13 protein-coding genes are annotated in these 19,362 nt (G+C 49.0%); 3 read left to right on the forward strand and 10 right to left on the reverse strand.

Annotated elements, in window-relative coordinates; all coding sequences use genetic code 11:
• Positions 1–33: 33 nt before the first annotated feature.
• The 10 genes from AACU19_RS18660 to yddG all read right to left on the reverse strand — a co-directional run bounded on the left by AACU19_RS18660 (position 34) and on the right by yddG (position 14,443).
• A complete protein-coding gene (locus AACU19_RS18660) occupies positions 34–927 on the reverse strand; it encodes a PhzF family isomerase (protein ID WP_105279201.1) in 894 nt (297 codons plus the stop codon).
• 79 nt (positions 928–1,006) lie between these two features.
• Positions 1,007–1,687: a respiratory nitrate reductase subunit gamma gene (gene narI / locus AACU19_RS18665; RefSeq protein WP_000617115.1), complete on the reverse strand. Its 681-nt coding sequence runs from the start codon at positions 1,685–1,687 to the stop codon at positions 1,007–1,009.
• On the reverse strand, positions 1,684–2,379 hold the full coding sequence (gene narW, locus AACU19_RS18670; RefSeq protein WP_105279202.1) for a nitrate reductase molybdenum cofactor assembly chaperone: 696 nt from the start codon (positions 2,377–2,379) through the stop codon (positions 1,684–1,686). The genes narI and narW overlap by 4 nt, the downstream gene beginning before the upstream one ends.
• Positions 2,379–3,923: a nitrate reductase subunit beta gene (gene narH, locus AACU19_RS18675; RefSeq protein ID WP_000702558.1), complete on the reverse strand. Its 1,545-nt coding sequence runs from the start codon at positions 3,921–3,923 to the stop codon at positions 2,379–2,381. Before narH ends, narW begins: the two co-directional genes overlap by 1 nt.
• On the reverse strand, positions 3,920–7,660 hold the full coding sequence (gene narZ, locus AACU19_RS18680; RefSeq protein WP_105279203.1) for a nitrate reductase Z subunit alpha: 3,741 nt from the start codon (positions 7,658–7,660) through the stop codon (positions 3,920–3,922). Before narZ ends, narH begins: the two co-directional genes overlap by 4 nt.
• Positions 7,661–7,753: 93 nt before the next feature.
• Positions 7,754–9,142 carry a nitrate/nitrite transporter NarU gene (narU, locus tag AACU19_RS18685; RefSeq protein ID WP_001207897.1) on the reverse strand — a complete coding sequence of 463 codons (1,389 nt, stop codon included), beginning with the start codon at positions 9,140–9,142 and terminating at the stop codon, positions 7,754–7,756.
• A gap of 324 nt (positions 9,143–9,466) precedes the next feature.
• The gene (locus tag AACU19_RS18690; protein WP_105279204.1) at positions 9,467–10,717 is read right to left on the reverse strand and encodes a leucine-rich repeat domain-containing protein; all 1,251 of its coding nucleotides are present in this window, start codon (positions 10,715–10,717) and stop codon (positions 9,467–9,469) included.
• Positions 10,718–10,778: 61 nt separating this feature from the next.
• Positions 10,779–12,032 (reverse strand): leucine-rich repeat domain-containing protein, encoded by a 1,254-nt coding sequence (locus AACU19_RS18695; protein WP_123057671.1) that lies wholly within the window; start codon positions 12,030–12,032, stop codon positions 10,779–10,781.
• Positions 12,033–12,201: 169 nt separating this feature from the next.
• Complete coding sequence (gene ompC, locus AACU19_RS18700) at positions 12,202–13,302, reverse strand: porin OmpC (protein ID WP_032184219.1); 1,101 nt, start codon at positions 13,300–13,302, stop codon at positions 12,202–12,204.
• Between the two features lie 259 nt (positions 13,303–13,561).
• Positions 13,562–14,443 (reverse strand): aromatic amino acid efflux DMT transporter YddG, encoded by an 882-nt coding sequence (yddG, locus tag AACU19_RS18705; protein ID WP_072000955.1) that lies wholly within the window; start codon positions 14,441–14,443, stop codon positions 13,562–13,564.
• A gap of 231 nt (positions 14,444–14,674) precedes the next feature.
• Between yddG and fdnG the strand changes: the two genes are divergently transcribed.
• From fdnG to fdnI, 3 genes are read left to right on the forward strand one after another with little or no spacing between them, the layout of a single operon-like run.
• On the forward strand, positions 14,675–17,722 hold the full coding sequence (fdnG, locus tag AACU19_RS18710; RefSeq protein ID WP_015953395.1) for a formate dehydrogenase-N subunit alpha: 3,048 nt from the start codon (positions 14,675–14,677) through the stop codon (positions 17,720–17,722).
• 12 nt (positions 17,723–17,734) lie between these two features.
• Entirely contained in the window at positions 17,735–18,619 is an 885-nt protein-coding gene (gene fdnH, locus AACU19_RS18715) for a formate dehydrogenase N subunit beta (RefSeq protein WP_001240580.1), read from the forward strand.
• A complete protein-coding gene (gene fdnI / locus AACU19_RS18720; protein WP_000045648.1) occupies positions 18,612–19,265 on the forward strand; it encodes a formate dehydrogenase-N subunit gamma in 654 nt (217 codons plus the stop codon). The genes fdnH and fdnI overlap by 8 nt, the downstream gene beginning before the upstream one ends.
• Positions 19,266–19,362 lie beyond the last annotated feature (97 nt).

Below are 19,362 nucleotides of genomic sequence, written 5' to 3' on the forward strand. Positions count from 1 at the left end.
GGCCTGATAAGCGAAGCGCATCAGGCAACGGTATCAAAAATCAATGGCCCATTCAGCATGGAAAAGAATCACCGCCGTGCCGGAAATGGTAACTTTCTCCGGTTGGTTATCTCGAATTGTCACCGTCACATCAATCACGCCATCACGCCCCAATGCGCGCCCCTGATGGCCTTTAACACGCAATACGTTGCCATCGTGGGGTAATACGTTGTGATGTACTAACCATGCGCCCATCGGGCCATTGGCATTCCCGGTCACCGGATCTTCCACAATACCTATCGCTGGTGAGAACATACGACCATCGGTTTCATTTTTGCCAGGGCGGATCTGGAACGGGAAAAAACCATTGCAGCCAATTTGTTTACTAATAGCGGTCAGCGCAGCAAGGTCAGGCGAAAGAGCGTCGATATCCACTTCTGGTTTCAACGGGATCATCACTTTTGAGTGTCCTGTGGTTGCCACCTGGATTGGCAAACCCGGCAGAATATTGTCTTCGGTAAGATGCAATGCGTTGATAATCGCCGCACGTGTTTCACCTTCCAGCGGTGGCTCAAAGCCCGGCGTACCTTGTTCCAGCGAAATACGATAATCATCGTTGTGCTTTTCGATAGTCACGCGATGTTTTCCTGCCAGCGACGTTTGCCAGACCGTGCAATTTCCCAAACCTAATACCTTTGAACGTACATAGTGCGCAGCCACCGTTGCGTGACCGCAAATTGGCACTTCAACCGTTGGCGTAAAGTATCGAACGTGTACATCGCTGTCGTCGCTGTGCAGCAGAAAAGCAGTTTCCGAATGACCTAATTCGCGGGCGATAAGCTGCATTTGCGCTTCGCTAAGTTTATCGGCGGGAAAAACAACACCGGCAGAATTGCCGCGAAACGGTTGAGCGGTAAAAGCATCGACGTGATAAACCTGCGGTTTCATTAACGTTCTCCTGTGGCTGGAGAACTATCATAGCCTGCAAGTGGCCGGAGAGCGAAGGACTATCCGGCCAGGGGGAGAATTATCGCCGCGAGCGCACAATCTGGTACCGACGAGTAAAGTACTCAAAAGGCGCGCTCCACACATGCACCAGTCGGGTGAACGGAAAGAGCAGGAAGATGGTCATTCCCAATACCAGATGCAGGCGGAAAACGAACGCTACGCCGTTAAGCATTTCTGACGATCCACCACGGAAAGTGACAATGCTTTGAGCCCAACCCACCAGCTTCATCATTTCGCTACCATCAGGATACTGTGCTGAAAACGGTATGGTACTTAGCCCCAACAAACATTGGATCAGCAATATGCTCATGATGATGATATCCGGCGTGGTGGAAGTAGCACGCACACGCTGATTTGTCAGCCTGCGCCACAGCAGTCCTGCACCGCCAATCAACGTCAACACACCGCAAATACCGCCGAGCACCATCGCCATGAGTTGTTTCGCTGCCACTGGCAAAAACCACGCGTACATCCAGTGCGGCGTTAACATGCCGAACAGGTGCCCGAAGAAGATCCCCAGAATGCCGATATGGAACAGATTCGACCATATCACCATCCCGCGTTTATCGAGCATCTGACTTGAGGAGGCGCGCCAGGTGTACTGCCCGTAGTCGTAGCGCAACCAGCTGCCGAGGAAAAACACCGTCGCACAAATGTACGGGTAGATATCGTAAAAAAAGACGTTCAGATACTGAATCATTTCCCACCTCCCGCACTGATGTCGACGTACTGCGGCGCGACATCCTGGCTAAAGCGTCGCTGATATTGATTAAGCGGCGAGCTGTCACACGCCGTGGCGTTATCTTCAATAAACTTCACCTGTTCTTCTTCCCACACCGCATCCAGCGCCTGGCGGGTGTCGTCACGCTCTTCACTACGAATTTGTTTTGTGACACTGTCACTTGACAGGGGACTTCCTGCCAGTTGCAAAAGGGCGTCAAATAACGCGTACCACGGTGTCTCGCGTTGTTTTAAGCGTCCGCCAAGCAGGGCGAGGATCGGCGCAACGTTGAGTAATCCTTCTTTTGCCTGATCGTTCGGCAGCACACTTAAGTACTCCAGGTACAGCGGCAGATAATCGGGCAGTTCCCGACAATCCAGTTGCAGACCGACCTTTTCATACTCCGCCAGCAGGTCCACCATTGCCTGGCCTCGATCGCGGGATTCGGCATGAACATGTTCGAACAGCAGCAGCGACGTGGTGCGCCCGCGGTCGAACACTTCACACCATTCGGCCTGTTTATCCAGCAGCGGCGCGTTGAGCAGGTCGAGTGCAAAATCGGTGAGCATCGACGCGTCGCGGCGGATTAATGCCAGCGCGTCGTCCTTACACTCCCACAACAGCTCGTCCGGGTACTCCATCAACAGGCCGATCACTTTGAGGATCTGCATTATTCTCCCTCCGCTTTATCGCGCACTTCGGTAATGTTGATGGCATCGATACGGCTACTGTTGAACAGGTTGAATTTGCTGTCTGAGCCGTGGCAACCGTCGCCAAAGCTGAAGCCGCAGCCGTTGCGTTCTGCGAAGGCATCACCCGCCATTTCCCGATGACTGGTTGGAATGACAAAACGGTCTTCATAGTTGGCAATGGCGAGGTAGCGATACATCTCTTCGACCTGGGCGACGCTCAGGCCTACTTCGTCAATGGCGCGGGTATCGGTAACACCTTCCACGGTTTGTGAACGCATATAGTGGCGCATCGCCATCATCCGTTTCAGCGCCCGCAGTACCGGACCGGTATCACCGGCACTCAACATATTGGCGAGATATTGCACCGGAATACGCAGGCTTTCGATGGCGGGCAGCACGCCTTCGCTTTTCGGCAAGCCGCCCGCATCTGCATAGGACTGAATCGGTGACAGCGGAGGAACGTACCAGACCATCGGCAGGGTGCGGTATTCAGGGTGCAGCGGTAACGCCAGTTTCCAGTCCATCGCCATTTTGTAGACTGGTGAACGCTGGGCAGCTTCAATCACGTTTTGTGGAATACCTTGTTTCAGGGCTTCTTCGATCACTGAGGGATCGTGCGGATCGAGGAACACTTCGCACTGACGTTCGTAGAGATCAACCTCGCGTTCGGTGCTCGCCGCTTCCTCGATGCGGTCGGCGTCGTAAAGCAGCACGCCCAGATACCGGATGCGACCCACGCAGGTTTCTGAGCACACGGTGGGTTGGCCTGACTCAATTCGTGGGTAACAGAAGATGCATTTTTCTGACTTGCCGCTTTTCCAGTTGAAGTAGATTTTTTTGTACGGACAACCGCTTATGCACAAACGCCAGCCACGGCATTTATCCTGATCGATCAGCACAATGCCGTCTTCTTCGCGTTTGTAGATAGCGCCGCTTGGGCAGGTCGCCACGCAACTGGGATTGAGGCAGTGTTCGCACAGGCGCGGCAGGTACATCATGAAGGTGTTTTCAAACTGCCCGTACATCTCCTTTTGCATGGCCTCGAAGTTGCGGTCACGGGCGCGTTTTTCGAATTCGCCGCCCAACAATTCTTCCCAGTTTGGCCCCCAGATCACTTTGTCCATCCGTTTGCCGTCAATCAGTGAACGCGGGCGAGCAGTAGGGATATGTTTGCCTTCCGGTGCGCTATGCAAATGTTCGTAGTCGAAGGTGAAAGGTTCGTAGTAATCATCAATCTGCGGCACCACCGGGTTGGCGAAGATTTTGGTTATTACGCCCATTTTGCTGCCCAGACGCGGGCGGATCTTACCGTTGACATCACGCACCCAGCCGCCTTGCCACTCTTCCTGATCTTCCCAGTTTTTCGGATAACCAATGCCCGGTTTGGTTTCGACGTTGTTAAACCATGCGTACTCCATGCCTTCGCGTCCGGTCCAGACGTTTTTACAGGTCACCGAACAGGTATGGCAGCCGATACATTTATCGAGGTTAAGCACCATGCCGACTTGCGAACGTATTTTCATTTTTTCGCCTCCTGTACCTGATCGCGACCTTCATCATCCAGCCAGTTAACGTTCTTCATCTTGCGGATCATGATGAATTCGTCGCGGTTCGAGCCGACGGTGCCGTAGTAGTTAAAGCCCCAGGCCAGCTGCGCGTAACCGCCAATCATATGCGTTGGTTTCGGACAAACGCGGGTGACCGAGTTATGAATGCCGCCGCGCATGCCGGTTACTTCCGAACCAGGAATATTCATAATGCGTTCCTGAGCGTGATACATCATGGTCATACCCGGCGGTACACGTTGGCTGACTACCGCGCGGGCAGTCAGCGCGCCGTTGGCGTTAAACACTTCCACCCAGTCGTTATCGACAATGGTCAATTCACGGGCATCGGTTTCGCTGATCCAGACAATCGGTCCACCGCGAGAGAGCGTCAGCATTAGCAGGTTTTCACTGTAGGTTGAGTGAATGCCCCATTTCTGGTGCGGCGTCAGGAAGTTAAGTGCTTTTTCCGGGAAGCCGTTTGGCGGTATCTGGCGCATTTCGCTGACGCTACGGGTGTCGATAGGCGGGCGATAAGCCACCAGACTTTCACCAAAGGCACGCATCCACGGATGATCCTGATAAAGCTGCTGGCGTCCCGACAGCGTGCGCCACGGAATTAACTCATGAACGTTGGTGTATCCCGCGTTATAGGAGACGTGATCGCTTTCCAGACCGGACCATGTGGGGCTGGAGATAATTTTACGCGGCTGTGCCTGAATATCGCGAAAGCGGATCTTCTCGTCCTCTTTGTGCAGCGCCAGATGGGTATGTTCGCGTCCGGTGATCTCGCCCAGCGCCTGCCACGCTTTGACTGCAACATGACCGTTGGTTTCCGGTGCCAGCGCCAGAATCACTTCTGATGCGTCAATGGCGGTGTCAATCAGCGGTCGCCCCTGTGCCGGGCCATCACGCTTGGTGTAATTGAGTTTGCCGAGGAAATCGATTTCATCCTGGGTATTCCACGAAATCCCTTTACCGCCGTTGCCAAGTTTGTCCATCAATGGCCCGAGCGAGGTAAAGCGATCATAGGTAGCAGGGTAGTCGCGTTCCACCGCTACAATATTAGGCGCGGTTTTACCCGGGATCAGGTCGCATTCGCCTTTGCGCCAGTCGAGCACTTCACACGGCTGGGAGAGTTCTGCCGGAGAGTCATGCAGTAGGGGTTGTAATACCACGTCGGTTTCTTTGCCAAGATGCCCTACGCACACTTGCGAAAATGCTTTGGCAATACCTTTGTAGATTTCCCAGTCGCTGCGTGATTCCCACGCCGGATCGACCGCCGCAGAAAGCGGATGAATAAACGGATGCATATCCGAGGTGTTCATATCGTCTTTTTCGTACCAGGTGGCGGTGGGCAGAACGATATCGGAGAACAGGCAGGTACTGGACATACGGAAGTCGAGCGTCACCAGCAGGTCGAGCTTGCCTTCAATCGCCGCAGTTTGCCACTCGACATCTTCCGGTTTGATCCCGTCACTGGCACCGAGTTCTTCACCCTGAATCCCGCTTTCGGTTCCCAGCAAATACTTCTGCATATACTCGTGACCTTTGCCGGAGGAGCCAAGCAGGTTAGAGCGCCAGACAAACAAGTTACGCGGATGATTGCTACCGCTATCTGGCTGTTCGCAGGCCATACGTAAATCGCCCGATTTCAGCGCCTGAGCGGTAAATTCTGTGGGGGATAATCCGGCCTTGTCGGCTTCGGCTTTCAACGTGAGCGGGTTACGCCCCAGTTGCGGCGCAGAAGGCAGCCAGCCCATGCGTTCGGCGCGAACGTTGAAATCAATCAGATGACCGCTGTATTTGCTGGCATCGGCCAGCGGCGAGAGCAACTCCTGAGCAGAGACTTTTTCATAGCGCCATTGACTGGAGTGATTGTAGAAAAACGAGGTGCTATTCATCTGGCGCGGTGGTCGGTTCCAGTCGAGTGCAAAGGCCAGAGGCAGCCAGCCGGTTTGCGGGCGCAGTTTTTCCTGACCGACATAATGTGCCCAGCCGCCACCGCTTTGCCCGACACAACCGCAGAAGATCAGCATGTTGATCATCCCACGGTAGTTCATGTCCATGTGATACCAATGGTTGACGCCAGCACCGAGGATAATCATCGAGCGCCCATGCGTTTTATGGGCGGTATCGGCAAATTCGCGGGCGACGGTTTCAATGTACTGGCGCGGTACGCCGGTAATTTGCTCGCCCCAGGCTGGGGTGTAAGGTTTGATTTCAGCGTAATCTTTCGCGCTGTTTTCATCTTCCAGCCCGCGATCGAGGCCATAATTCGCCAGTACCAAATCATAAACGCTGACGACCGGACAGGTGTTGCCATCGGCTAATGTCAGGTTTTTAACGGGCAATTGGCGCACCAGGACCGGATTGTGTTTTACGCTGCGAAAATGCGGATTTTCAATGCCGCCAAAGTAGGGGAAGGCCACGCCTGCAACGGCATCATGTTGACCGAGCAGAGTTAACGACAATTCGGTTTCCGTACCGGCGGCAATGGATTCCAGATTCCATTTGCCTTTTTCTCCCCAGCGAAAACCAATCGAACCGTTCGGCACCACCAGTTCACCTGCTGTATTAATTGCTACGGTTTTCCACTGCGGATTGTTGCTTTCGCCCAGTCCATCTACCAGGTCAGACGCGCGGATCATGCGCCCGGGAACGTAGCTACCATCGTCGCGAGGTTCCAGCATTACCAGCATCGGCATGTCGCTGTAGCGGCGGCAGTAGTTGATAAAATAGTCGCTGGGATTATCGAGATGGAACTCTTTTAAAATCACATGGCCCATTGCCATCGCCAGGGCGCTATCAGTGCCTTGTTTCGGTGCCAGCCACTGGTCGCACAATTTGGCCACTTCAGAGTAGTCAGGGGTAATGGCGATGGTTTTAGTGCCTTTGTAGCGTACTTCGGTAAAGAAGTGGGCGTCCGGCGTACGTGTCTGCGGTACGTTAGACCCCCAGGCGATGATGTAGCTGGAGTTATACCAGTCGGCAGATTCTGGCACGTCGGTTTGCTCGCCCCAGGTCATCGGCGAGGCAGGCGGCAGGTCACAATACCAGTCATAGAAACTTAAACAGGTGCCACCTAACAGCGACAGATAGCGTGTTCCGGCGGCGTAAGAAACCATCGACATCGCCGGAATCGGCGAGAAACCGGCAACGCGATCAGGACCGTAAGTTTTGATGGTCCAGACGTTAGCGGCGGCAATCAACTGGTTTAGCTCCTGCCAGTTGGAGCGGATAAAGCCGCCACGCCCACGCACTTGTTTGTAGCTCAGGCACTTTTGCGGATCGTTCATAATCGATGCCCACGCCAGTACCGGATCGCTGTGTTGCTTGAGGGCTTCGCGCCACAGTTCAATCAGTCGTTTACGAATGAGCGGGTATTTCAGGCGGTTAGCGCTGTAAAGATACCAGGAGTAACTTGCGCCACGCGGGCAGCCGCGAGGTTCATGATTGGGCAGGTCAGGGCGAGTGCGCGGGTAGTCGGTCTGTTGGATTTCCCAGGTCACCAGACCATTTTTAACGTAGATTTTCCAGCTACAGGAGCCTGTACAGTTAACGCCGTGGGTGGAACGCACGATTTTGTCGAACTGCCAACGCTGGCGATAGCTGTCCTCCCAGTCGCGGTTGCTATGCATCACCTGTCCGTGACCATCGGCAAAGGTTTCGCCCTTTTGTTTGAAGTAGCGAAAGCGATCCAAAAGTTTACTCATGACATAACTCCTGCTCCAGGAATGAATGGGATCTGATGCCTTGTCGGATGCGACACGGTTGTAGCCTGATAAGACGTGTCAGGCATCGATTTCTTATTTTTGGCTGAACTTCCGCCGACCATAAACCAGCCAGGTCAGCAGCACACAAACGATGTAGAAGATTAAAAACACTTTCATCGCGCCTACCGGAGAGCCGGTCATATTGAGCGACATGCCAAACGCCTGCGGAATGAAAAAGCCGCCCACTGCGCCAATGGCTGAGATAAAGCCCAGAGCCGCCGCCGTTTCGGTGACGGCTTCTCTCTGAGCTTGCTCATCACTACCGCCTTTCATCTTCACCCGATAAATGGTTATCTGGCGAAAGATGACGGCGATCATCTGGAAAGTAGAACCACTTCCCAGACCTGCGGTCAGAAACAACCCCATAAATACGGCGTAAAATGCGATGAAATTACCGGAGCCTGTGCCCGGTAAGGTAAGGAACAGCAGGGCGCTGAAAATCGCCATAAAAATGAAGTTGATCAACGTCACCCGCACGCCGCCGAATTTATCGGAAATAGCACCACCAACCGACCGCGCGATGGCACCAATAAATGGGCCAAAGAACGCCAGACGCAGAATATTCACATCCGGGAACTGGGTTTTCGCCAGCATGGCAAAACCCGCAGAAAAACCGATAAACGAACCGAAGGTGGCGAGATAGAGAAGACTGAGCAGCCAGAGATGCAGACGTTGTAATACAGGCAATTGATCGGCGATTGACGCGCGTGAACTGGCGATATCATTCATCCCTAACCAGGCGGCAATAGTGGCAATCGCCAGTAATGGCACCCAAATCCAGGCGGCATTCGCCAGCGACATTACCGAACCGTCGGCCTGTGGTACGCCATTGACGCCGAGAAAGGCAAATACGGGGATAAAAATCACCAGCGGCGCAACCAGCTGCATCACACTTACACCTAAGTTTCCTAATCCGCCATTAATCCCAAGTGCGCTCCCTTGTTTGGCTTTTGGGAAGAAGAAACTGATATTGCCCATGCTCGAAGCAAAGTTCGCACCTGCAAAACCGCATAGCAAAGCGATAACGATAAATATCCCAAAAGGAGTATTCGGATTCTGCACGGCAATTCCGAGCCAGACGCAAGGAATAATCAGGATTGCAGTACTAAAAACCGTCCATCGGCGTCCACCAAATATAGGCACCATAAAGGAGTAGGGGACACGCAATAATGCGCCAGAAACGGAGGGTAATGCGGTTAATAAAAAGAGTTGATCGGTAGTGAAATTAAAACCGATTTTATTGAGATTAACAGTAACTGCGCTAAATAGCATCCAGACACAGAAGGCAAGAAGTAGGCAACTTACTGATATCCAGAGGTTTCTTCGTGCAATATGCTTTCCTTTATTTTCCCAGAAGGCCGGATTTTCTGGTTTCCAGTCGCGCAAAAGATAACGACTATTTTTCTCATTTTGCAGTGCCATATTGTTCCTCACATGCACACATTGGTAATGAAAAAAAGACAAAACAGGAGGTAAGGCGCAATAGCCAGTTATTAGAATTAAGGATGAATTGGGTGAAGTGCTGATTGAAAGAATAGATAAGAAAGTGTAACCGCGGGGGCTGAATGTGGATTAAAAAGGCGGATATGTGTTACTAAATGTAACTAACAGGCTAACCTTCAAACGGGGGTTAATCTTTGAACGTATGCCATGTTTCAACCCTTCAGATCGTGAATCTAAAGGGTTGCATATTAACTATATTCTTAATAAGACCAGACACTTATAGAATTAGTGATGATTTATTCACTAAAAAGGCCATGAGCTGGAGGAAAACGATCTGTCCAGAAAGTCTATCGGTTCCTCTCTTATCGCCTCATTGTAATAATCGTTATTACAGTAAGTATTGTTTATTTCATCTAAGGTCATATTTTTAATTTTTATATTCATCTGATTTACAACTTCTTCTGTTTTATAAGTGTGTATATTATATGGGGTGTATGCTTCTTTAAAAGTATAATGAAACAATTCGTTATCCACATCTACTCCGTCAGAGTGAACTTCAAATGCACCAGGCGAAAGAATTGCCAGGCCAGTATTAAGCTTAAGTGCTGGGGAAAACAAATTAAATAACATGAGCTGCATAGTAGGGCAATTGTTCTTCCCAGAAACATTTAAAAAATTTAAGTTTTTGCTCTGTTTTATTATGGGGAATAAAGTTCCAATATCGGATGTATTCTTAGTGTCAATGCGGGTTATTTTATTATTGTCCAGCCTTAAACTTTTGATAGATGAAAGATAAGTCAGGAAATGAAGGTTTATTTTTTTCAACTGATTGTTCGCAGCGTTTAATGTCTGTACATTGCAGAAGTTGCTAAAGAATATTTTAATTTCAGAAAGCAAGTTGTTGTTGATAAGTAACGTATTCAAGTTGGGAAATAAGGCATTATGTAAACTTGTTAGTTTATTATGGGATAGATCCAGAAGTAAGAGTTCATCTTTATTTCCTGCAGCAATATCAGTTAATTGATTGTGGCTGAGATTCAGGTACTGCAGCCTTTCGCAACATTCTAATTGCACAAGCTCTAGTTGATTATGTGCCGCACTAAAATAAGTAACTGATGAAAGCCCATCTATATCAATATTTCTGAGAGCATTATTATTCACAGATATATGTTTAATGCTTACATTTCTGCCTTGAGGAAAATTTATAGACTCAAGAGCATTACTATTCAGACTAAGGTTGATGAGTTTATCGTAGTTGGTTGCATCAAAATGTTTGAGTTGGTTCTCATCAAGATTGATAGAGGTGAAGTTTTGCAGCCCTGGTGGTTGAGTAGTTAAATTAAGTCGAGATAAATCAATGTCATTCTGCTTCGACAAAAAAGCACGGTTTATCCTTTCTGCCGCTTCTTTTCGGCATTCTTGACGATGAAGTTCACCTGTGACTATGCATTTTTCTTTCCATTTATTCAATTCATGCATCCAGCTATATAAATTCTGTTCGGGGAGTCGCTGTAGGGACTGCTTTGTTTTAAAAAAGATTAAAGGAAACTTCATAACTACTCCATGGCAATAATATATTTTTTGATTTATTATCCTTGATTAATCAGGATGTTTTTTATAACTCTGTGGTAAAGGATTGGCTTAACCAATTATGAAATGTTGGTCCATAACCTAAGGAAGTTTTATTCTCATCATAAATGTAATAACAGATAGGGGTGCCTGTTGCGTCCTTGAGTTCTGAGGATGAGGATGAGGATAGGGGAGTGTCGTTATCAAACCGACACGCGCGATACATAGGCAGAATAGCTTTTAATTCTTCTTCAGAAAGTGTTGTTTCTTGTTCTGTTAAAGTTAAATTGCTGAAATAAGGTTTTGAACGGTAACGAATCGACATTGAATCATTGTTTTCTTTATTATCACCTTCAGTATTTTTGCTTACCTCTACAAGATGCTTATTACTGGTATCGATATTTTTAATTGCTAGATCATAAGATATCTTAATGGTCATTTCATTAATATGATCAACTAAATCCATTATTGCATTCCAGTACTGCATTTGTGCAATAGGATCATTGTTAATACCGTTAACTGATAAATACCAAAGATGTTTTGATGATATTAACTCATTAATGTTATCTGTTGGCAATAAATTGTTGTTACTTAAGTCTAAATATTCAAGTATCGCAGTGCTTTTAGCGTTTAAATTTGCAATATGGTTGTCGTTTAAAGCGATTTTTTTCACCATGGGGTGATAGTGTAATTTAAGATCATTGATCATATTGTGACAAGCACTTAACTCAATCAGAGATTCTTGTTGAGAAACATCCAGCGATGTTAGCTGGTTATTATCAAGGTTAAGAAATTTCAGTTTATAACTGTCAGAAATATTAATTTCTTTTAGATTATTATTTTGCGCTTCCAGATTAACCAATGAATGCTGATTTTTTAAATCTAAACTTTCCAGCTTGTTGCAATCGATATAAATATTTTCCAGTTTTGATTCATTTGGAAAGGTTATCGTTTCAATATTATTCAAGGTGAGGTTGATATTGATAAGACTAGCATTGTCGCTAAAGTCAAGGAAAGTTAGACAATTCCCCTCCAAATTCAATGTTTTAACTGTAGGGGGGATAGGCGGTAACTCACTCAAATCAAGATATGACAAATTAAGAGATTCCATGTTTGAGTTGTAAGCTTCATTAATTCGCTCTAGAATAGTTCTTTTTTCTACGCCATTATTAAGCGATTTCTCACCCCATTGTGCCAGTTGTTCAAAAAAATTGCTGGCGATGGTTTCTCTGTTAGGTAATGCGTTATTCACTTGATAACTGGCATTATTTTTTACACAAGCTGTATTAATATTGGCCATAATCACTCATCAATAAATATTATAGTAAGATGTCCCCGGAGGGTATGGAAGAATATTAATTGAGGTGAATGACCAGAAATATCAAAAATTGCTCATTTTTACTTAAGGAGTCATACAGCAGCACTTAAATCAAAAACCAGCCCAGAGAAGGGCTGGTCAGGAGAGGATGTTAGAACTGATAGGTAATGCCCGTTGCGACGATGTTATCGGTGCGAATATCTACGGCACGGGTAAAGTCGCTTTCATCGATCAGGTTGATTTTATAATCAACATAGGTCGACATATTTTTGTTGAAGAAATACGTTGCACCAACGTCGATATACTCAATCATGTCCTGATCGCCGTAACGCCCCAGATCTCTGCCTTTTGATTTCAGGTAAGCGAGTGATGGGCGCAAGCCGAAGTCGAATTGATATTGGGCCACCACTTCGAAACTTTGTGCTTTGTTAGAGATATAACCATCACCATAGGTGGTCATGTTTAATGTTTCAGCGTAATTAGCTGCAAAGTAAATGTTGTTGGCATCATATTTTATACCTGTTGCCCACAGTTCTGCATTCTTACCGGAGGCATTGAGAGGATTAGCCGCTGCTCTTTCCTGCGCATTTGTCCGATCAGATTTGGTATACACAGCACCGATCCCAAAGCCATCATAAACATAAGTTGAGGAGATACCGAAACCGTCACCATTGGCACGCGTATAGTCAGCACCATAAAGATGAGCGTTATCAGAGCGTTCATTTTTGCCTTGATATTGTGCGGCAAAGTTCAGCCCTTCAATTAAGCCAAAGAAATCGTAGTTGCGATAGGTTGCCACACCAGTGGTACGATATGTCATGAAGACATCTTTCTGGCTCCAGGTATCTCCACCAAATTCTGGCAACATATCGGTCCATGAACCAATGTCATAACCGACACCGTAGTTACGACCATAGTCCAGAGAGCCAAATTCACTAATTTTTAAACCTGCATAGGCAAGACGGGTTTTGTTGCCGCGCGAGCCGTTGGCTTCATCGTTATAGCCTTTAAAATCATATTCCCAGTGACCAAAACCAATCATTTGATCATTGATTTGCGTTTCTCCTTTAAAACCGAGACGGGCATAAGTTTTATCACCATCGTCACGCTTATCATCAGTAAAATAACGTAGAGCGGTAACCTTGCCATAAAGGTCGAGTTTATTACCATCCTTGTTATATACTTCGGCAGCATGTGCTACGTTCGCAGCTAACAAACCAGTTACAACCACCGCAACTATTTTTAATTTCATTTAACAGTATCCTTTTAATTATCGTTAAACCTATTTTCTAAACGAATTTTAAACGGCGTCATTTACAAATGACATACTGTTTTTAAAATAGAATGGTGATTAAAAACAATGAGAATACTAGATGAAATAATATTATTTGTCGATATGTGATCGAAGTCGAAATGAGATATAAGGTGAATTACTGGTATTTGAAATTTATTTTTTATTATTGTCGTAATTTAGCGGGTTAACTGCCGGGTGCTATGACCCGACAATAATTTTATCCACGACGTGTCGCCAGCCAGCAGAGCAGGGAACCGCCGCAGACCATCAGTGCGCCTTGCCAGAATGAGAACGATAGCGGAGCACTAAGCAGTACCGCAGCAAGCGCCGACGAAAGTACGGGCGTAAAATACGAACCTACTGCCATAATGGTGACGTTGCCATGTAAAATGCCAACGTTCCACGCAGCGTAAGCAAATCCTAAGGTAAATGCCGCAGAGATGAGTTTAATCATGACGGGTGTGCTAAATACCATCTCCGGTTGCGGCGTTAAAAAATAGTAAACCCACAAACTTGCTCCTGTCAGCAGGACGAAAACGGTAATACCGTTAAATCCGCGTGCGTATTTATTCGTTACTGTACAATAGGCTGCCCAGATAAAAGCGCCAATGAACGCCAGGAAATAACTTAATGGACTGGTGGTAATATTATTGATGATTTCATCATAGTGTAACCCATTGTCACCGCCTAACACCCAACAGACACCGACCAGGGCTAATAATAATCCAGGTACAATCAGCCAGTTGGTTTTCTGACCATTAAACAGAATGGCAAAGAGAATTGTCAGACTGGGCCATAGATAGTTCACCATACCTACTTCAATCGCCTGATGACGGCTCGCCGCATACCCTAAGGAAAGCGCCAGACAGATTTCATAGCTGACGAATAACAGACTCCCGGCGAGCAAATAGCCTTTCGGGATCTGCCGAATTCGCGGAAATCCAACCGTGAAGATTAACAGCAGCCCGCTTAATGAATAGATAGCAGCTGCGCCGCCGACCGGGCCGAGCCCCTCACTGACACCGCGAATCAATCCTACCATTGTGCTCCACAGGACGATCGCTATTAGCCCTATGAGCGTTGCTTTTTGTCGTGTCATGCTCGCTGTTTTGTCTCTCTTGCCGTTAAAAATTAAGCTGAATTTTATAGCATTTTTTTAACTGGCCTGTCAGGCAGTGGTGCGTTTTTCTACCGCTATTGAGGTAGGTCAATTTGCGCAGGCGGATTATTTTGTGGCAAACAGCTGTTCTTTTTGATTTCGCGCAAAAAGATTCAGAATTTTACTGTTAGTTTCCTCGCGCAGTAATACCCCTGAAAAAAGAGGAAAGCAATGGACGTCAGTCGCAGACAATTTTTTAAAATCTGCGCGGGCGGTATGGCGGGAACAACAGTCGCGGCATTGGGCTTTGCCCCGAAGCAAGCACTGGCTCAGGCGCGAAACTACAAATTATTACGCGCGAAAGAGATCCGTAACACTTGTACATACTGTTCCGTAGGTTGCGGGCTATTGATGTATAGCCTGGGTGATGGCGCGAAAAACGCCAGAGAAGCGATTTATCACATTGAAGGTGACCCGGATCATCCGGTAAGCCGTGGTGCGCTGTGCCCGAAAGGGGCCGGATTGCTGGATTACGTCAACAGCGAAAACCGTCTGCGCTACCCGGAATATCGTGCGCCAGGTTCTGACAAATGGCAGCGCATTAGCTGGGAAGAAGCATTCTCCCGCATTGCGAAGCTGATGAAGGCAGACCGTGACGCTAACTTTATTGAAAAGAATGAGCAGGGCGTAACGGTAAACCGTTGGCTTTCTACCGGTATGCTGTGTGCTTCCGGTGCCAGCAACGAAACCGGGATGCTGACACAGAAATTTGCCCGCTCCCTCGGGATGCTGGCGGTAGACAACCAGGCGCGCGTCTGACACGGACCAACGGTAGCAAGTCTTGCTCCAACATTTGGTCGCGGTGCGATGACCAACCACTGGGTGGATATCAAAAACGCTAACGTCGTAATGGTGATGGGCGGTAACGCTGCTGAAGCGCATCCCGTCGGTTTTCGCTGGGCGATGGAAGCGAAAAACAACAACGATGCAACCTTGATCGTTGTCGATCCCCGTTTTACGCGTACCGCTTCTGTGGCGGATATCTACGCACCTATTCGTTCCGGTACGGACATTACGTTCCTGTCTGGCGTTTTGCGCTACCTGATCGAAAACAACAAGATCAACGCCGAATACGTTAAGCATTACACCAACGCCAGCCTGCTGGTGCGTGATGATTTTACTTTTGAAGACGGCCTGTTCAGCGGTTATGACGCTGAAAAACGTCAGTACGATAAGTCGTCCTGGAACTATCAGTTCGATGAAAATGGCTATGCGAAACGCGATGAAACACTGACCCATCCGCGCTGTGTGTGGAACTTGCTGAAAGCGCACGTTTCCCGTTACACGCCGGACGTAGTAGAAAACATCTGCGGTACGCCAAAAGCTGACTTCCTGAAAGTATGTGAAGTGCTGGCCTCCACCAGCGCGCCGGATCGCACAACCACCTTCCTGTACGCGCTGGGCTGGACCCAACACACCGTGGGTGCGCAGAACATCCGTACTATGGCGATGATCCAGTTGCTGCTCGGTAACATGGGTATGGCTGGTGGCGGCGTGAACGCATTGCGTGGTCACTCTAACATTCAGGGCCTGACCGACTTAGGCCTGCTCTCTACCAGCCTGCCGGGTTATCTGACGCTGCCGTCAGAAAAACAGGTTGATTTGCAGTCGTATCTGGAAGCGAACACGCCGAAAGCGACGCTGGCTGATCAGGTGAACTACTGGAGCAACTATCCGAAGTTCTTCGTTAGCCTGATGAAATCTTTCTACGGCGATGCCGCACAGAAAGAGAATAACTGGGGCTACGACTGGCTGCCGAAGTGGGACCAGACCTACGACGTCATCAAGTATTTCAACATGATGGACGAAGGCAAAGTCACTGGTTATTTCTGCCAGGGCTTTAACCCGGTTGCGTCCTTCCCGGACAAAAACAAAGTGGTGAGCTGCCTGAGCAAGCTGAAGTACATGGTGGTTATCGATCCGCTGGTGACTGAAACCTCTACTTTCTGGCAGAACCACGGCGAGTCGAACGATGTCGATCCGGCATCTATTCAGACAGAGGTATTCCGTCTGCCTTCGACCTGCTTTGCTGAAGAAGATGGTTCTATCGCTAACTCCGGTCGCTGGTTGCAGTGGCACTGGAAAGGTCAGGATGCGCCGGGCGAAGCGCGTAACGACGGCGAAATTCTGGCGGGTATCTACCATCATCTGCGCGAGCTGTACCAGGCCGAAGGTGGTAAAGGCGTAGAACCGCTGATGAAGATGAGCTGGAACTACAAGCAGCCGCACGAACCGCAGTCTGACGAAGTGGCGAAAGAGAATAACGGCTATGCGCTGGAAGATCTCTATGACGCTAATGGCGTACTGATTGCGAAGAAAGGGCAGTTGCTGAGTAGCTTTGCGCATCTGCGTGATGACGGTACAACCGCATCTTCTTGCTGGATCTACACGGGTAGCTGGACAGAGCAGGGCAACCAGATGGCCAACCGCGATAACTCCGACCCGTCCGGTCTGGGGAATACGCTGGGATGGGCCTGGGCGTGGCCGCTCAACCGTCGCGTGCTGTACAACCGTGCTTCGGCGGATATCAACGGTAAACCGTGGGATCCGAAACGGATGCTGATCCAGTGGAACGGCAGCAAGTGGACGGGTAACGATATTCCGGACTTCGGCAATGCCGCACCGGGTACACCAACCGGGCCGTTTATCATGCAGCCGGAAGGGATGGGACGCCTGTTTGCCATTAATAAAATGGCGGAAGGTCCGTTCCCGGAACACTACGAGCCAATTGAAACGCCGCTGGGCACTAACCCGCTGCATCCGAACGTGGTGTCTAACCCGGTGGTTCGTCTGTATGAACAAGACGCGCTGCGGATGGGTAAAAAAGAGCAGTTCCCGTATGTGGGTACGACCTACCGTCTGACCGAGCACTTCCACACCTGGACCAAGCACGCGTTGCTCAACGCAATTGCTCAGCCGGAACAGTTTGTGGAAATCAGCGAAACGCTGGCGGCGGCGAAAGGCATTGCCAACGGCGATCGTGTCACTGTCTCCAGCAAGCGTGGCTTTATCCGCGCGGTGGCTGTGGTAACGCGCCGTCTGAAACCACTGAATGTAAACGGTCAGCAGGTTGAAACGGTGGGTATTCCAATCCACTGGGGCTTTGAGGGTGTCGCGCGTAAAGGTTATATCGCTAACACTCTGACGCCGAATGTCGGTGATGCAAACTCGCAAACGCCGGAATATAAAGCGTTCTTAGTCAACATCGAGAAGGCGTAAGGGGGCGAACAGATGGCTATGGAAACGCAGGACATTATCAAAAGGTCCGCAACTAACTCCATCACGCCGCCTTCTCAGGTGCGTGATTACAAAGCAGAAGTCGCGAAACTTATCGACGTTTCCACCTGTATCGGCTGTAAAGCCTGTCAGGTGGCGTGTTCGGAGTGGAACGATATCCGTGATGAAGTGGGGCACTGCGTCGGGGTTTATGATAACCCCGCCGATCTGAGCGCCAAGTCCTGGACGGTGATGCGCTTTAGCGAAACCGAACAGAACGGCAAGCTGGAGTGGCTGATCCGTAAAGACGGTTGTATGCACTGTGAAGATCCGGGCTGCCTGAAGGCGTGCCCGTCTGCTGGTGCAATCATTCAGTACGCTAACGGGATTGTCGATTTCCAGTCGGAAAACTGCATCGGCTGTGGTTACTGCATTGCCGGGTGTCCGTTTAATATTCCACGCCTCAACAAAGAGGATAACCGGGTATATAAATGCACACTCTGCGTCGATCGCGTCAGCGTTGGTCAGGAACCGGCTTGTGTGAAAACTTGTCCGACCGGGGCTATCCACTTCGGCACCAAGAAGGAGATGCTGGAGCTGGCGGAACAGCGCGTGGCGAAACTGAAAGCGCGTGGTTACGAACATGCTGGCGTCTACAACCCGGAAGGGGTCGGTGGTACGCACGTCATGTACGTGCTGCATCACGCCGATCAGCCGGAGCTGTATCACGGTCTGCCAAAAGATCCGAAGATCGACACTTCGGTGAACCTGTGGAAAGGCGCGTTGAAACCGCTGGCAGCGGCTGGCTTTATCGCCACTTTTGCCGGGTTAATTTTCCACTACATCGGTATTGGCCCGAATAAGGAAGTGGACGATGACGAGGAGGATCATCATGAGTAAGTCGAAAATGATTGTGCGCACCAAGTTTATTGATCGCGCCTGTCACTGGACCGTGGTGATTTGCTTCTTCCTGGTGGCGCTGTCCGGGATTTCGTTCTTCTTCCCGACGCTGCAATGGCTGACGCAAACCTTCGGTACGCCGCAGATGGGACGCATTTTGCACCCGTTCTTCGGCATTGCGATTTTCGTCGCGCTGATGTTTATGTTTGTGCGTTTTGTGCATCACAACATCCCGGATAAGAAAGATATTCCGTGGCTGTTGAACATTGTCGAAGTATTAAAAGGCAATGAACACAAAGTGGCGGATGTTGGTAAGTACAACGCCGGGCAAAAGATGATGTTCTGGTCGATCATGAGCATGATTTTCGTGCTGCTGGTAACCGGGGTGATTATCTGGCGTCCGTACTTTGCGCAGTACTTCCCGATGCAGGTTGTCCGTTATAGCCTGTTGATTCACGCGGCTGCGGGTATCATCCTGATCCACGCCATCCTGATCCATATGTATATGGCATTCTGGGTGAAAGGGTCGATTAAAGGGATGATCGAAGGGAAGGTGAGCCGTCGTTGGGCGAAGAAACACCATCCACGCTGGTATCGTGAAATCGAAAAGGCAGAAGCGAAAAAAGAGAGTGAAGAAGGGATATAATCTCTTTTGAACTTTAAGCTGAAAATGGCGCTGTAAAAAGCGCCATTTTTTTATGCACAGAAAACCCCCAGCTAGGCTGGGGGTTCCGGAAAGCTTT

It is taken from the genome of Escherichia sp. MOD1-EC4550 (assembly GCF_963876935.1).
In the GTDB taxonomy this organism is placed as follows: domain Bacteria; phylum Pseudomonadota; class Gammaproteobacteria; order Enterobacterales; family Enterobacteriaceae; genus Escherichia; species Escherichia coli_F.

Bases quoted from the DNA above. Each gene is read 5' to 3' on its own strand.
- AACU19_RS18660 (WP_105279201.1), bottom strand. From the start codon at position 927: ATGAAACCGCAGGTTTATCACGTCGATGCTTTTACCGCTCAACCGTTT.
- narI (WP_000617115.1), bottom strand. From the start codon at position 1,687: ATGATTCAGTATCTGAACGTCTTTTTTTACGATATCTACCCGTACATT.
- narW (WP_105279202.1), bottom strand. From the start codon at position 2,379: ATGCAGATCCTCAAAGTGATCGGCCTGTTGATGGAGTACCCGGACGAG.
- narH (WP_000702558.1), bottom strand. From the start codon at position 3,923: ATGAAAATACGTTCGCAAGTCGGCATGGTGCTTAACCTCGATAAATGT.
- narZ (WP_105279203.1), bottom strand. From the start codon at position 7,660: ATGAGTAAACTTTTGGATCGCTTTCGCTACTTCAAACAAAAGGGCGAA.
- narU (WP_001207897.1), bottom strand. From the start codon at position 9,142: ATGGCACTGCAAAATGAGAAAAATAGTCGTTATCTTTTGCGCGACTGG.
- AACU19_RS18690 (WP_105279204.1), bottom strand. From the start codon at position 10,717: ATGAAGTTTCCTTTAATCTTTTTTAAAACAAAGCAGTCCCTACAGCGA.
- AACU19_RS18695 (WP_123057671.1), bottom strand. From the start codon at position 12,032: ATGGCCAATATTAATACAGCTTGTGTAAAAAATAATGCCAGTTATCAA.
- ompC (WP_032184219.1), bottom strand. From the start codon at position 13,302: ATGAAATTAAAAATAGTTGCGGTGGTTGTAACTGGTTTGTTAGCTGCG.
- yddG (WP_072000955.1), bottom strand. From the start codon at position 14,443: ATGACACGACAAAAAGCAACGCTCATAGGGCTAATAGCGATCGTCCTG.
- fdnH (WP_001240580.1), top strand. From the start codon at position 17,735: ATGGCTATGGAAACGCAGGACATTATCAAAAGGTCCGCAACTAACTCC.
- fdnI (WP_000045648.1), top strand. From the start codon at position 18,612: ATGAGTAAGTCGAAAATGATTGTGCGCACCAAGTTTATTGATCGCGCC.